We start from the raw sequence: 14636 nt of genomic DNA on the forward strand, positions 1-14636 counted from the left end.
TGCTCGATCAGGAACCGTTAATCATCGCAGAAAAGCAGCGTAGCGTCTAGCAACGTTCATGCATGCGTATGTTTATTTGAAAGTTGCTATTCGATGGTTGCTGCTCGATCTAGCCATAAACATAACAATGAATCTAGTCGAACAGCAATGTGCGTACGTATCAGTAGCACCGTTTAAATTTTAATTACCATCCTCATCGACAGCTGTTGTCTCGCTATCGTTTAGGGTGTCATCAATAGGCTTAGCATCGCTTTGCTTGTTACTTTCCTCGCTGCCTTTCTCATTACTTCTCTCACCTTTTCGCTTTTCTTTTATTCTCTTATTTTCTTTTTTTTGACGTTTTTCTTTACGCTTCTTCTTCGCTTTCTTTTTTGACTTTTCATCATCGATGTCATCAGTGCTTTCTTGATTTTCATCCCATAGCATCAGACGGCTTAATACTTTGCCAAATAAAGTATCTTTGCGATAACGGCCTTTTTTATTCATGGTGTCGATGGGCAAACCAGTCATCAGCGTCAGGGCCTCACTTAGAGTATAGACGCCATAAATATGAAATTTGCCTCTATTTACTGCATCGATAATGTCGTCACGTAGCATCAGTTGTTTGACATTAGCCATCGGAATGACGACGCCTTGTTCGCCTGTTAGCTCTTGCTCGCGGCAGGCGTCGAAGAAACCTGCGATTTTGGCATTGATGCCACCAACTGCCTGTACTTCGCCTAGCTGGTTCATTGATCCAGTAATCGCGAGAGACTGATTGATAGGGACGTTTGCTAATGCGGATAGCAATGCACAGCCTTCGCTAACGGTGGCACTATCGCCATCGATTTGCGCGTAGCTCTGCTCGAACGCCAGTGAGGCACTAAAATTCAGTGCATGATGTTGACTAAACAGCGCGCGCAAATAGCTGGTCATAATCAACATGCCCTTGGCGTGTAAACTACCACCCAAGTCTACATCACGCTCAATATCAAGAATTTCACCTGTGCCAATATTGGGCTGAATGACCGCAGTAAGCCGTGCTGGCATGCCAAACTCACTATCGGCATAACTGACCACGGTTAATGCATTAACTTGTCCGATAGCGTCGCCTTGCGTTTGGATCAGCTGCTGGCCATTTTTCAGCTCATCCCAGTACAGATCGCGTAAATATCCTGAACGCTCATCCATGTCATCGATTGCTTGAGTGACATGATCTGCCGTCACCATAGCCTCATTATTTAAGCGAGCATGACGGTTTGATTCATGCAATAGTTTAATCAATAAGTCACTGTGTAGGCTTAAGCGATCTTGTTCTTCAGCTTGCAAGCTTAAGTGCTCAAGTAGCGTGGCTTGCGCACTGCCATCAAATGGGTAAAGGTCGGCATAATCGATGATATCAGCCATTTTTGCGACCAATGCCAATTCATGTTCAGTGGTACGAGGCACATCGTCATGAAAATCAGCTCGGACTTTGAATACGGCATCAAATTCAGGCTCAAGCTCTAGTAGCTCGTAATATAAATCTGCTTCACCTAACAAGATAACCTTGATATCTAAATCAATAGGTGCTGGTGACAGAGACAAGCTACCGGTCAGCGTCAGCATTTGCTCTAGACTAGATAGTTTGATTTTTCGTGACTGTAATGCGCGCTTTAAGCCTTGCCATGCATAAGGATGTTCAAGTACGTGGCTGGCTTCTAACAGTAAATAGCCACCATTAGCGCGGTGTAGAGCGCCTGCACGAATCATACTCACGTCAGTGGTTACTGTGCCTAATTGGGTGATTTGCTCGACATGCCCTAATAAATTGAGATGGGTTGGCAAATCCTCAAATACCACTGGCGCGCCACTGTCAGGTGTATGACTGACAATAACATTGACCGCATAACGACTAGGCGTCGTAGCCAACACTGCCGTCACAAACTCTTCATCATCGCCATTGACGATACGCTCTACGTGAGTGACCATGTCATTAAATACAGCCTTGAGATATGCCACGACAAGTGGATGAGTCGCAAACTGCTCGTAGATAGGGGTAAATAATGGCTGTAAAGCACGTTGGGCAATACTACGATGTAATGCCTCTATCTCATCGTTGGCTTCGTCTTCTAGTTGCTCTAAAGCGATGGTCAGTTGACTCAGTCGCTTTTGCATATGGTTTTTTTGTACAAAGTTATTCAGCTCAGCTTCATACTCATTATTGCCATATGTAGAGTCTTGGCTTTCCTTACGCTCATTATCTTCATCGCTCAAAATGTTAACTTTTTCGCTATCATCGAGCTTTTTCGAATCTTGACGATTGCTAGGTATTTTTATTTGCTTATCATCACCGCTATTGCTTTCTGTAGGCAGCTGACTAGGATGGACAAATACGGCTTTATTATCAAACGAGCGAAACGTCAATGCTAGGTCATATTGTTTGCCTTCAGCATTAAGTGCGTCATAGGCATGACTTTCTTTTTGATGAGTACTGTTTTTGATGGCTTCGATTTTGCTCTGGTATTGATCGCTACGAAAGCGTTGGCTTAAACGCTTTTTTGCTTGCTGCCATAAGTTATTAACTTGCTGTTGTAATAGCGAGGCTTGACCAGCTGGTAGACGCAGCGCCAATGGTGTGCGTGGATCGGTAAAATTATGCACGTATACCCAATCATCTGGCGTCGGTGCGTCGGCGGCAATACGTGTTAACAGACGACTAATGACAGTACGTTTGCCCAAACCGTTTTCACCAGCGGCAAACACATGATAACCACTGGCTCTAATATCCAGTGCTGTATGTAATGCTTTGAGCGCGCGTTGTTGACCGAAGCCCACATCTAAGTCAGGCGCAGTGCGAGTGTCTGTAGGCAATTCATCAGGGTCGCTATAGCGTTTTAATTGCTCAGCGGAAATGCGACAATTTTGCTGAACTTCTGTGAAGATAGGGTTTGACGTATCAGGTGCTGTTTGCTTAGAGTTTTTTGTGTCGGTAGTAGGTACTACTATATTGTTAGCGTCTTTTGATACTGGCGATATAGGGGTGTAGGGTTGTTCTGTCATAGGCGTTTGAAAAATCATCTTAAAAAGTATTAAAGGAATATGAGAAGTGATTGGTTTTATCTGTTCAGGCGTATTCTGAGTTTTTTATAGTCAATCATGACATCTTACAAGATATAGTCACCTATTAGCGAAGTCATTAAGCGCAGTTTTGTATCATATTCAGGCAAATGCTTGAGCGTAAACAGTAAAAAACGAATGACTTAATCAGCGAATTGGAGGTAATCAAAGCAGAATAACGCCTCATGATCAGCGTAGATAGTATAAGATGTCCCACATTGGCGCAATCTGCAACTATTCAATGGGCAGACTGCATGATAAAATAAACGGTTCACAAGTCAAAACTGGATAACTCGTTGTATGTCAGCTTCCGCTAAAAACTCTTCATCGTCTGCTAGTGTAGGTAATATCAATATTGATCCGACTGGTTTCGCAAAGCTTGGTTCGCAACTGCCAAAGCTGGCCAATATCTTGGCGCAAGCGATAAATGAGCTGGGTCTGCCGTTAAGTGAAACGCAGCAGCGTACGTTATTATTGTACTTAGACCAGCTTTTACTATGGAATAAAGCGTATAATCTGACCGCGATCACTGATCCAGAAGAAGCGCTGATCAAGCATGTGATAGATTGTCTGTCTATTATAACGCATTTACCCGCCGGATCGTTGCTAGATATCGGCACGGGAGCAGGGTTGCCGGCAGTTATCATTGCCATTTGTCAGCCTGAGCGCCAGTGTACGGCGCTTGATAGCAATCAGAAGAAAATCCGCTTTATTAAGCAAATCAGCAGCGAGCTTGGCTTGAGTAATATGCAGCCGATTGCATCGCGTATTGAAGCGCATGAAGCAAGTTATGCGGTGGTGACATCACGAGCGTTTGCCAGTTTGATAGATTTTGTAGAGGTAGCGCAGCCAAGATTAGCAGATGGTGGCTTCTTATGTGCTATGAAGGGCAAAGTGCCGAGTGAGGAAGAGCTACAAGCACTCGATAGCGATTGGCATATCAAAACTATTAAACTGACGGTGCCACGTTTGCACGACAGTCGTCATTTAATTGAAATGTCTGCTAAAGATAGTTGAACCATAAACACTTCGCAGTCATGAAACAGGCACTGTTTTTTGTGAAACACAGTTTACGTCTGTATCTAAATGACATAGTATTTAAAAGCATTTAAAATGCTCGACCGCAAACTGAGCATTTTAGACCATAAATTGCTTATTTTTAAATATTGAGCGAGTGTCGCTGTACAAGATTGAATAAAAAAATAATTGTACCAACCGAGTCAAAAGTAATAGACCCTAATAGAATTGAGTGAGTGTATGGAAATCATAGCAATTGCGAATCAAAAAGGCGGTGTGGGTAAAACCACAACGGCAGTAAATTTGACCGCCAGCTTGGCTGCTAAACGCAAGCATGTACTGCTGATTGACTTAGACCCACAAGGTAATGCGACCAGTGGTACAGGCGTTGACAAAAACGAGTTAGATCTTACCATAGCGGACGTTTTGCTAGATGGTGTCGCGCTGTCTGAAGCAATCGTTACTAGTCCTGCTGGATTCGATGTCATCGGTGCTAATCGCGATTTGGCTGGCATGGACATTACGCTAATGAGTAAGACGGACAGTCATGAGCTGTTTAAGACTGCGATGGCCGAATTGGTTAACGATCAGGTATCCACACAAAAACAGCCATACGATTATGTGATTATCGATTGTGCGCCTAGTTTGAATCTACTAACGATTAATGCGTTGGTGGCTACAGATAGTGTGATTATTCCTATGCAGTGTGAGTATTATGCACTAGAAGGGTTGGCAGACTTATCACAAACGATTGAACGCCTTACAGAGTTGAACCCTAAGCTATATATTCGCGGTGTGGTTAGAACGCTATTTGATGCGCGTAACACGCTTGCTCGTGATGTCTCTACTGAGCTAGAAGCGCATTTTGGCGATATCATGTACAAGACTCATATTCCAAGGAATATTCGCTTGGCAGAAGCACCTGCGCATGGCTTACCAGTTATTGCGTATGAGAGATGGTCAAAAGGTGCACGCGCGTATCAAAAGCTGGCCGCTGAAGTGATGAAACAAAGTAGCTAGTTTTTATCCAAAGCTCTTACAAAGAATTTTTAGATAAAAAGTGTCACTGGTCAGCACAGTGAATGAATAGTATAAGTATAGAACACTTAACATTGTATTTAGTAAGCCGCATCAGTAATCAATTGGCTTTTATTTTAGCGTTAGAGGATAGGTAATCATGGCGAAGAAAAGAGGGTTGGCTGCTAATCGGGGCTTAGATGCCTTATTAGGGTCAATCAAAAAAGAAAAGCAAATTACCGCCTCTGCCTTGCAAGACGACATGGTGGCGCGTGAAAATGCTACGCCAGATATTAATATGCCTGTAGATAGTGAGTCTACCGATACCGCGCCGGCCAAAGCCAGTAAAAAGCCGACGGCAAAAACCACGGATAATGCGGTTGCTAGTGATAATAGCACTCGCTCATCGCGCGCACCACGTGCTACCAGTAAGGCGTCGCTCAATAAGTCGCGTAGCAATAGTGCAGATACGAGCGCGACCGAAGATCAGATTAGCCTTGTGCAGATCGATGTCACACGTTTGCAAGCAGGTAAGTATCAGCCTCGTCGTGATATGAGTGAGACAGCACTTGCAGAGTTGGCGTCTTCTATCGAGCAGCATGGCGTAATGCAGCCTATCGTTATCCGCCCGCTATTGGCAAATGAAGATAAAAGTGAAGCATTTGTCACTCATGAAATTATCGCTGGTGAACGCCGCTGGCGCGCAGCAAAAATGGCAGGAAAAGCGGTTATCCCTGCGATTGAGCGTGCTTTATCTGATGAGTTGGCAATTGCATTAGCACTGATTGAAAACATCCAGCGTGAAGACTTATCAGTGATTGAGCAGGCAGCAGCATTGCAGCGTTTTCATACCGAATTTGGTATGAGTCATGCCATGATCGCTGAAGTCGTTGGTAAGGCGCGTACGACAGTATCGAATTTACTTCGTTTAAATCAGCTCCATGATACAGTAAAAGACCATTTGGCCAACAGTGCGCTAGATATGGGTCATGCTCGCACACTTTTGGCGTTGTCCTCTGAACAACAACCTATCATCGCGCAAAAGATTATCGATGGCGGTATGACCGTGCGAGAAGCTGAAAAGTTGGTCAAATCAATCTTGCAGCCAGCACCCAAAACCAATCGTGCTGAACAAGCACAATCTCGTGATGTAGAGCGTTTAACCCAAAGATTAACAGACATGCTTGGTGCTGAAGTCAAACTAAAGCATAAAAAAGATGGTCAAGGTAGTGTTGAGATATTTTTCCACAATCAAGACCAATTAGCTGCGTTGATTAAACATATAGAAGCTCAGGCTTAAGAACGTTTGCGAGTTAGCTGTATCTATCCAAACGCTAAATCGCCTCTGTAATAATTATTTTTGCAAAAATATGGAAGAGAGTAAGTATGTGGGAATTGGTAAAAGCAGGTGGCTGGCTAATGACACCTATCGTGGTCTGTTCTATATTGGCATTAGTCATCATTATTGAACGTAGCCATACGCTACAGTTTAACAAAGTCGCTCCTAGCAGGTTGCGCGAACAGCTAATAACTCGTTTACGTGAAAATGGCGATATTGGCCGTACACAATTGATGAATGTAAAAGAAAAAACGGCGCTTGGCGATATCTTGGCAACGGGTTTGCTTTATCGGCAGTATGGGCTAGAGTCGATGACGATGCACATGCAAAATCGTGCCAGCGTCCAAGTTCATCAGTTAGAAAAAAACATCAATATGCTAGGTACTATCGGTGCGATAGCGCCGTTGCTTGGCCTATTAGGTACGGTACTAGGAATCATCTCTTCATTCTTAGCGATTACCGATGGCGCAATGCAAGATCCGACGATGCTAGCCGCTGGTGTATCACAGGCACTAATCACTACCGCTGCAGGTATGATCGTTGCTATCCCCGCGTTGGTTGCTTATCGTTATTTTCAGCGCCGTATCATTGATATTAACGCTCAGTTCGAGACTCAAGCAGGGCTTATGATTCAAGAGTTGTATGATTATCACTTGCTTGCTAGTGCTCAGCCATCTACATCTTCTAGCCGTACGTCAATAGAAGATAGTATTGTGCAAGAACGTTCATTCGGTGGGTTGGATTCGGATAAGCCTAGCATAGCAGCAGTGTAGTAAATACGGTTTTAAAGAATAGAAGTCTTGGGCCTATAAATGGTAGCTGAATTAAAGAGATTGATATGCGTTTTAGAAAACCAACGGTTGAACCGCTTGAAATTAATCTGACACCGATGATTGATTGTTTACTGTTTTTGATTGTTTTTTTATTGCTTGCTACCTCATTCAATCACTTTAGTCGTTTAAATATTATTCTTCCGGAAGCGGAAGGTGTTGCACTGACAGAACAAAACAACAGTATCGAAGTAGCTGTGCAAGAGGATGGTAGCTATTTGGTCAACGGTATTACACTTGCTAGTAGCAATGAGGCTGAACTGACCAGTATGTTGCAGCAAGAGGCGGGCAGCAATCGCGATATGCTATTTGTCATTGCAGCGGATGCCAATGCGACCCATCAGTCTGTGGTACGAGTGATGGATATCGCTGGAAAGCTCGGATTTTTGAATTTAAACATCAGTACAGTGGTGCCACTTGGCCAAACGCTGCCGCAATAACATATATAGTCTTATCATCATAAAACTGTGTGACACACAGCCCATTCATACCCTGATACCCAAATTGAGGCTTTTATGAGCCAAGCTTATTTACCTGACTCTAAAAAATCTTCTGCTAAAAATGCATCGGCAGTATCGCCCGTTACGCCTAAGAGTAAGACATTATTACGCTTATTAAGGTATTTGAAGCCTTACTGGTGGGCATTGCTATTGACGGCGTTAGGTTTTGCGATTAATGCAGGGACAGAGATTTGGACTGCCAAGCTTCTGCAATATATTACTGATGCTATCAATCAGAATGATCGAAGCAAACAAGCCTTATTTCCGCTATTGATTATATTGCTATTCTTTGTGCGCGGGGTGGGTAGTTTTTTGGGTAACTATTACTCTGCATTGGTCTCACGCAACTTAGTCTATGAGCTACGTGTAGAAGTTTTTAATAAATTACTGCGCTTGCCTAGTTCGTTTTATTTGGCCAATCCAGCCGGTACGATTTCATCGAAATTGATATTTGATGTTGAACAGGTCACGGCCGCCAGTACAGACTCAATGAAGACTTTGCTGCGTGATGGTTTGACCGTTGTTGCATTGATCGGCTTTTTGTTTTATAGCAATTGGCGTCTAACGCTTATTCTATTTGTGGTCTTGCCACCAATACTATGGCTGGTACGCATTGCATCAAAGCGCTATCTACGACTCTCAAAAGGTATCCAAGAAACGATGGGTAATGTCAGTCACATTACTAATGAAGTCATCGGCGGCTATCAAGTGGTCAAAAATTACGGCGGTCAATCATACGAGTCAGCACGTTTTGATAAGACATCGAAGAAAAATCTACGCCAAGGTATGAAGGTAGTTGTTACCAATAGTATTAATACGCCAGCCGTACAGCTGTTGATGGCGGTTGCGATGGCCGTTGTCGTCTGGCTTGCGTTGCGACCTGCAGTAATAGATGATATTTCAGCAGGTGAGTTCATCTCCTACATTGCAGCAGCAGGTTTATTAAGTAAGCCTGTACGTTCGCTGACTGATATTAATCAGAAGCTGCAAAAAGGTCTGGCTGCTGGTGAGTCGATTTTTGCACTACTTGATGAGCCAGAAGAAGAAGACACAGGCACAATCAGTAAAGCGCTATCAGGGCAAATGTCGTTAGACAATATCAGCTTGGTATATCCAGATTCAACGGTGGCTCTACGTGACTTTACCTTGAATATTAAAGCAGGCGAGACAGTTGCATTAGTAGGGCGAAGTGGCGCGGGCAAGTCGTCATTGGTTAATTTATTAACACGTACTCTAGAGACGTCTTCAGGGCAAATCACATTAGACGGTATGCCTATTGAAGATATTAAGTTAGAGAGTTTGCGTGCCCAGATTGCAATGGTGAACCAACAAGTAGTATTGTTTAATACTACCGTATTTAATAATATTGCTTACGGCAGCCTAGCTGACAAGACTCAAGCTGAGGTTGAACAAGCCGCAAAAGATGCCTTCGCTCATGACTTTATTATGAAAATGCCAAATGGCTATCAGAGTGAAATTGGTGCTGAAGGGTTGCAACTATCAGGCGGTCAGCGTCAGCGATTATCGATTGCTCGCGCGTTGCTAAAAGATGCACCGATTCTAATTTTAGATGAAGCCACTAGCGCACTTGATAATGAGTCTGAGTATTATATCCAGCAAGCGCTGGATAATGTGATGAAAGACCGTACCACATTGGTCATTGCCCATCGATTGACGACTATCGAATCAGCGGATCGTATTGCAGTGATGGATGGCGGCCAGATTGTTGAGTTAGGAACGCACAATGAGCTGATGCAGCTGCAAGGCCACTATGCGCAAATGTATGCTCGAGATTTTGAGTAGTCAATTTAGAAGTTTTTAGCCAATTTTCACGCAGCCATGAACCAATAAGATAAGCGATATTGATTAATGAGTATTGAGACGACAATTACCCGCGCATGGCAACGTCAAGCTGCTTGGTTGTGGTTGTTGCTGCCTATCAGTTGGTTATACGGTTTAATCACATTGCTGCGCCGTCAAGCTTATAAGGCCGGCCTGTTATCAAGCTATCGAGCACCTATTCCCGTGATGGTCATTGGTAATATCAGTGTGGGCGGTAGTGGTAAGACGCCGCTGATTATTGCTCTGGTCAACTACTTACAAAAAAAAGGCATAAAAGTAGGGGTAATCAGTCGCGGGTATGGCGGTGATACGAGTCAAATGCCAGCATTGGTTAGTGCTACTAGCTTACCCCATATAGTCGGGGATGAGCCGTGTTTGATTGCTCATATGACAGGCGCTGCTATGGCAGTGTGCCCCAATCGTCAGCAAGCGATTGCCACTCTATTAAAGGCAGAGCCTAATTTGCAATTGATTATTGCAGACGATGGTTTGCAGCATTATGCACTACAGCGCGATATCGAATGGATTGTGGTAGATGCCGCCCGTGGGTTTGGCAACAAGCAGCTATTACCAACAGGTTTTTTGCGTGAGCCGATGTCACGATTAGAAGGTGCAAATGTTATCTATCATGAAAAGCCAAGTACAGATTCAACTCAGACTTCTAGAAGTGATAATACGATACAGTCTGCTGACCGTTTGACCATGCATTTGCAACCAGCTGAGTTACAGCGCCTATGGAATCCTATATCGAGCGCAGCTCAATTAAATAGTGTTAAGCCTACTAATAATAGCCGCGTCCATGCTGTTAGTGGTATCGGCTATCCGCAGCGGTTTTTTGATACCTTAGAATCTATTGGCTTTGAAATCATAGGGCATCCTTACCCTGATCACTATGATTTTAGTTTGGCTGAGCTTTTACGATATGGTGATTATCCTATTATTGTAACCAGTAAAGATGCGGTAAAAATCAGCGCATTATTGGTAGACTATACAGCGACACAAGCACTCAATGATGAGTATGTAGAACTTGTCAGTAGACTATGGGTGTTGCCAGTGACGGCTGTATTATCAGAGAATAATTATCATAATCTAGATGAGCAACTAAAGGCGCTAGGGATTCGTAACGACCATGATATGAACACGTCAGCCTTATTGTAAACATCAGCCAATATTTTAAATCTCCGTACCACTTTTATAGGAATACGCCATGTCGTTCGCCACCACGCCCGCTAAAACCCATATCGTGATTCCTGCACGTTTTAAAAGTACACGGCTACCTGGTAAGCCATTGCTAACTATTCATGGTAAGCCGATGATACTTTGGGTAGCAGAAAAAGCGCAGACAGCAAGTTTTGCTGATGACATGTGTATAGCGACTGATGATGAGCAAATCGCAAAAGTTTGCGCCGATGCAGGCTTTGATGTGGTTATGACCAGTAGCGAGCATGCTTCAGGTACGGATCGCTTGGCAGAGGTAGCAGCTATCAAAGGTTGGGCTGACCACGATATTGTGGTGAATATGCAAGGCGATGAGCCCCTTGTACCGCCGTTGCTTTTGGAGCAAGTACAGGCGCTTTTGGTAGCGGATGAAGATAGCGTGATGGCCACACTTTGTGAGCCTATCGATGACTATGATACGTTCCAGCGGCCATCGGTAGTAAAAGTAGTCAGCCAATCTGCTAATAACTTACAGCGTGCGCTCTATTTCAGCCGCGCACCGATTCCTTGTGACCGTGACGTCGTATTAGCTGATAATAATCAGACGCAACCACCAAAGAACGCCTATCGCCATTTGGGTTTATACGCTTATCGTGTCAGTCTATTACAGCAGTTCGTAAACTGGCCACAAACGCCACTTGAGATACTCGAAAGTCTAGAGCAATTACGTGTTTTAGAAAACGGTCAGCATATCGCCATCGCAGAAGCTGGCTGTCAGCTACCAGCTGGCGTCGATACACAAGAAGATTTAGACCGTCTAAATGCGATGAGCTTAGATAACTTTCAGAACCCTAATAAGTAATAGTCTGAGCAAAGTTGCGTACGATTCTAAGCTTCCTACAACGCTAAAGTATCGTTGTCGTGGCTATACCTGAAGTATCTAATCAATGTGACAGAGCCATAACCATGAATAATTTGACAGGAAATATGGACGCACTAGATAACACAGACCGTATGTATTTTGCGCCACTACTACCATGGCAAAAAGTACTGTGGTTACAGTTGACCGAGCGCGTACTTAAGCAGCAGTCTTTGCCGCATGCATTGCTCGCTGCTGGTATGCAAGGTATGGGCAAACGCGCCTTTGTATGGCGATTGGTCGCTTGGCTATTATGCCGTGAGCGTGGCACACACCCATTAGGTGCTTGTGAAGCGTGTGAGAGCTGTCAGTGGCTCAAGTCGGGAACTCATCCGAGCTTGCAAGTATTACCACTCGTTAGTATGCCTATCAGTGCCGAAAGCGATGCGCTTCAAGAAAAATCAAGTAGCACAAAAGATAAAAAAGGCGCTAAAGCTACCAGCAATAGCGCACTTAAGATCAAAGTAGATGATATTCGTGCTTTGCAGCCTTTTATTTATCAAGGTGGGCAGGGGATGCGCATCTGTGTATTAGATCACGCTGAAAAAATGACAGTAGCCGCTGCTAATGCGTTGCTTAAAACATTGGAAGAGCCACAAGCGCAGGTACATCTGTTTTTGATTAGTGATACGCCTGCTCAGCTATTGCCAACGATTAAGAGTCGTGTGCAACAGTTGGCACTACAGACAATTGAGCCGACTGTTGCTGTCGATTACGTGACGCAGGCGTTAGGTCACACGATTAACCGCGAAGCCGTCGGTACCGCTGCGATTGAGCAGTTGATACAACTGGCCAATGGTGCGCCTTTAGCTGCTATAGCTTTGGCGCAAGCACCATGGTATAGCAAGCGCAGCCTATGGCTGACCACATGGCAGGCGCTACGTAGCGGTAAACGTAGTGGTGTGGCGGCAAGTGATTATTGGCAAGGTCAGCTCAATATTAAAGAATTTATACAGCTGTCTGAGCTGATGCTCCTTGATATACGCCGTGTCTGTTTGGGGCTGAGTGAACTACAAAAGGATGTCAATCTATCAACGATATTGGCTACTTATCAACCTACTGATAGCGGGTTAGAGGCATTTGCTAACAGCGTGCAGCAGACCAAAATTGCGCTGCAACAAAATGTGCAAGAAAAATTTGCCTATGATAAGCTAATGCAAGAGTTGGCAAGCTTATAGAGCCATGTTTTAACGCTTAATTTGTGTTCGTAAATTTGCAATTGTTCTTAACTATATACTATCAATTATTTATATAAACATACTAAACCCAGTTGATGAAGGAAGCTGACTATGGCAATGCCAGGACGTGGCGGGATTTTAACCTGTCATTATGAAAGTATCGAAATGTTATATGCCAGCTATTTATCTTTTGTCAGTAATGGCGCTTTGTTTGTACCGTCGGACAAACTTCAGCAATTGGGTGATGAAGTGTTTATTGCTATCACGCTACCTAACTCTAGTGAACGCCTACCAATGAATGGTAAGGTTGTTTGGATTAACTCTAAGAGTCAAGGCAGTCGCCCAGCAGGGTTTGCTGTGCAAATTGGTAGTGATGTCTCTGGTCAAAGAATCAAGAATGAAGTTGAGCGCTTGCTAGCAGGAAAAATCGATAGCTTGCAATCGACTTATACTATGTAGTATCTAGGTAATAACTAGGCAATAACTAGAAATCACACCTGTATCTTTAATAAGTTTGGCTGTGGTTTTGAACTTATTAATATAAAAAAAGCAGCCTTATTATTTAGTAAGGCTGCTTTTTTAGATCAAGTTTCTTTAGATTTTTATAGTAGTAGGCGCTAGTCGCTTAATAACGAGGCGGCACATACATATCATCGGGAATAGGTTCGCGGTAGTACTCATCATCGCGTTTGCGATTGGGTAACTCAATTTCGTCACGAGGCACTTCTTTGTAAGGGATTTGGTCGAGCAAATGGGCAATACAGTTCAGCCTAGCACGTTTTTTATTATTGCCTTCGACAACCCACCAGGGTGCTTCAGGAATATGAGTGCGCTCAAACATGGTTTCTTTTGCTTTGGTGTAATCTTCCCAACGTCGGCGCGACTGTAGGTCCATTGGTGAGAGTTTCCACTGCTTAAGCGGATCATATATTCGGCTCATAAATCGAGCATGTTGCTCATCATCAGTGATAGAAAACCAGTATTTTACTAAGCGAATGCCTGAGCGTACGAGCATACGCTCAAATTCTGGTACTGATTGAAAAAATTCCTCATATTGCGCGTCAGTACAAAACCCCATGACACGCTCAACGCCTCCGCGGTTGTACCAACTACGGTCAAACAATACGATTTCGCCTGCTGCAGGCAAGTGGGCCACGTAACGTTGGAAGTACCACTGCGTTTGCTCGCGCTCAGTGGGAGCCGGCAGGGCAGCTACCCTGCACACGCGTGGGTTTAATCGTTGGGTAATGCGTTTAATGGCACCACCTTTACCAGCAGAATCCCGCCCTTCAAAGATAACGACGATACGCTCACCGCGATCAACTACCCAATCTTGTAGTTTTATCAGTTCTCGCTGTAGTCGTACCAACTCTTGAAAGTAGGTGCGTCGATCCAGTTTTTCTTGCTCGCTCATCTCACGTCCGTTAAAACGAAAGTCACGTGCATAGTCATCTATTTCATTTTCTAGTTCTTCATCATATGTATCGATTAAGTCTTGGTGCATTTTTCGACGTAAATCATCATCAAGAATGTCTTTTTCGATGCGTTCAGTAAGAATGGCTTGTTCCTGATTGTACCGATCTACATCCTCCTCAGTCGTTAGAGATCGAAAATCAGCGGTTGCAAGCGGTTCTGTCATCACCAGTTTTTCAGAGCCAAAAATGACTTGCCTCATTTTTCTTAAGAAAATTTTTGTCTTACCCATAAATATTACCTTTGTTTTGCGTATCGGCTTTTTTAAGAGGCTACTATCTAGGT

General features: G+C 43.9%; 12 protein-coding genes. 10 read left to right on the forward strand and 2 right to left on the reverse strand.

The genetic code is table 11. The features are described from left to right. Positions 1-180 precede the first annotated feature (180 nt). Positions 181-3021 (reverse strand): AAA family ATPase, encoded by a 2841-nt coding sequence (locus tag SJY28_RS08320; protein WP_379544078.1) that lies wholly within the window; start codon positions 3019-3021, stop codon positions 181-183. Positions 3022-3378: 357 nt separating this feature from the next. On the opposite strand from SJY28_RS08320, the gene rsmG reads away from it, so the two are divergent. The 10 genes from rsmG to SJY28_RS08370 all read left to right on the forward strand — a co-directional run bounded on the left by rsmG (position 3379) and on the right by SJY28_RS08370 (position 13337). Beyond that, positions 3379-4095: a 16S rRNA (guanine(527)-N(7))-methyltransferase RsmG gene (rsmG, locus tag SJY28_RS08325; protein WP_379544079.1), complete on the forward strand. Its 717-nt coding sequence runs from the start codon at positions 3379-3381 to the stop codon at positions 4093-4095. Between the two features lie 240 nt (positions 4096-4335). Next, on the forward strand, positions 4336-5115 hold the full coding sequence (locus SJY28_RS08330; RefSeq protein WP_102078567.1) for a ParA family protein: 780 nt from the start codon (positions 4336-4338) through the stop codon (positions 5113-5115). A 157-nt stretch (positions 5116-5272) separates the two neighbouring features. Next, positions 5273-6412 (forward strand): ParB/RepB/Spo0J family partition protein, encoded by a 1140-nt coding sequence (locus SJY28_RS08335; protein ID WP_379544080.1) that lies wholly within the window; start codon positions 5273-5275, stop codon positions 6410-6412. Positions 6413-6498: 86 nt separating this feature from the next. Then, positions 6499-7224, forward strand: coding sequence for a MotA/TolQ/ExbB proton channel family protein (locus tag SJY28_RS08340; protein ID WP_201566782.1), 726 nt, complete (start codon positions 6499-6501; stop codon positions 7222-7224). A 65-nt stretch (positions 7225-7289) separates the two neighbouring features. Beyond that, positions 7290-7721, forward strand: coding sequence for a biopolymer transporter ExbD (locus SJY28_RS08345; RefSeq protein WP_057759437.1), 432 nt, complete (start codon positions 7290-7292; stop codon positions 7719-7721). Between the two features lie 75 nt (positions 7722-7796). After that, positions 7797-9584 carry a lipid A export permease/ATP-binding protein MsbA gene (msbA, locus tag SJY28_RS08350; RefSeq protein WP_379544081.1) on the forward strand — a complete coding sequence of 596 codons (1788 nt, stop codon included), beginning with the start codon at positions 7797-7799 and terminating at the stop codon, positions 9582-9584. Positions 9585-9650: 66 nt separating this feature from the next. Next, a complete protein-coding gene (gene lpxK / locus SJY28_RS08355; RefSeq protein ID WP_379544082.1) occupies positions 9651-10781 on the forward strand; it encodes a tetraacyldisaccharide 4'-kinase in 1131 nt (376 codons plus the stop codon). A gap of 49 nt (positions 10782-10830) precedes the next feature. Then, on the forward strand, positions 10831-11643 hold the full coding sequence (gene kdsB / locus SJY28_RS08360) for a 3-deoxy-manno-octulosonate cytidylyltransferase (RefSeq protein ID WP_379544083.1): 813 nt from the start codon (positions 10831-10833) through the stop codon (positions 11641-11643). A 104-nt stretch (positions 11644-11747) separates the two neighbouring features. Then, positions 11748-12878, forward strand: a complete 1131-nt coding sequence (locus SJY28_RS08365; protein ID WP_379544084.1) for a DNA polymerase III subunit delta' — start codon at positions 11748-11750, stop codon at positions 12876-12878. Positions 12879-12989: 111 nt separating this feature from the next. Beyond that, positions 12990-13337 (forward strand): PilZ domain-containing protein, encoded by a 348-nt coding sequence (locus SJY28_RS08370; protein ID WP_201572079.1) that lies wholly within the window; start codon positions 12990-12992, stop codon positions 13335-13337. A 166-nt stretch (positions 13338-13503) separates the two neighbouring features. Here the strand turns inward: SJY28_RS08370 and ppk2 are convergent, their stop codons facing one another. Continuing rightward, complete coding sequence (ppk2, locus tag SJY28_RS08375) at positions 13504-14583, reverse strand: polyphosphate kinase 2 (protein WP_379544085.1); 1080 nt, start codon at positions 14581-14583, stop codon at positions 13504-13506. Positions 14584-14636 lie beyond the last annotated feature (53 nt).

Origin of the sequence: Psychrobacter sp. R86515, assembly GCF_042466315.1 — a bacterium.
In the GTDB taxonomy this organism is placed as follows: domain Bacteria; phylum Pseudomonadota; class Gammaproteobacteria; order Pseudomonadales; family Moraxellaceae; genus Psychrobacter.

Excerpts from the sequence above, each read along its gene's own strand:
- SJY28_RS08320 (WP_379544078.1), bottom strand. The coding sequence starts at position 3,021 with ATGACAGAACAACCCTACACCCCTATATCGCCAGTATCAAAAGACGCT.
- rsmG (WP_379544079.1), top strand. The coding sequence starts at position 3,379 with ATGTCAGCTTCCGCTAAAAACTCTTCATCGTCTGCTAGTGTAGGTAAT.
- SJY28_RS08330 (WP_102078567.1), top strand. The coding sequence starts at position 4,336 with ATGGAAATCATAGCAATTGCGAATCAAAAAGGCGGTGTGGGTAAAACC.
- SJY28_RS08335 (WP_379544080.1), top strand. The coding sequence starts at position 5,273 with ATGGCGAAGAAAAGAGGGTTGGCTGCTAATCGGGGCTTAGATGCCTTA.
- SJY28_RS08340 (WP_201566782.1), top strand. The coding sequence starts at position 6,499 with ATGTGGGAATTGGTAAAAGCAGGTGGCTGGCTAATGACACCTATCGTG.
- SJY28_RS08345 (WP_057759437.1), top strand. The coding sequence starts at position 7,290 with ATGCGTTTTAGAAAACCAACGGTTGAACCGCTTGAAATTAATCTGACA.
- msbA (WP_379544081.1), top strand. The coding sequence starts at position 7,797 with ATGAGCCAAGCTTATTTACCTGACTCTAAAAAATCTTCTGCTAAAAAT.
- lpxK (WP_379544082.1), top strand. The coding sequence starts at position 9,651 with ATGAGTATTGAGACGACAATTACCCGCGCATGGCAACGTCAAGCTGCT.
- kdsB (WP_379544083.1), top strand. The coding sequence starts at position 10,831 with ATGTCGTTCGCCACCACGCCCGCTAAAACCCATATCGTGATTCCTGCA.
- SJY28_RS08365 (WP_379544084.1), top strand. The coding sequence starts at position 11,748 with ATGAATAATTTGACAGGAAATATGGACGCACTAGATAACACAGACCGT.
- SJY28_RS08370 (WP_201572079.1), top strand. The coding sequence starts at position 12,990 with ATGGCAATGCCAGGACGTGGCGGGATTTTAACCTGTCATTATGAAAGT.
- ppk2 (WP_379544085.1), bottom strand. The coding sequence starts at position 14,583 with ATGGGTAAGACAAAAATTTTCTTAAGAAAAATGAGGCAAGTCATTTTT.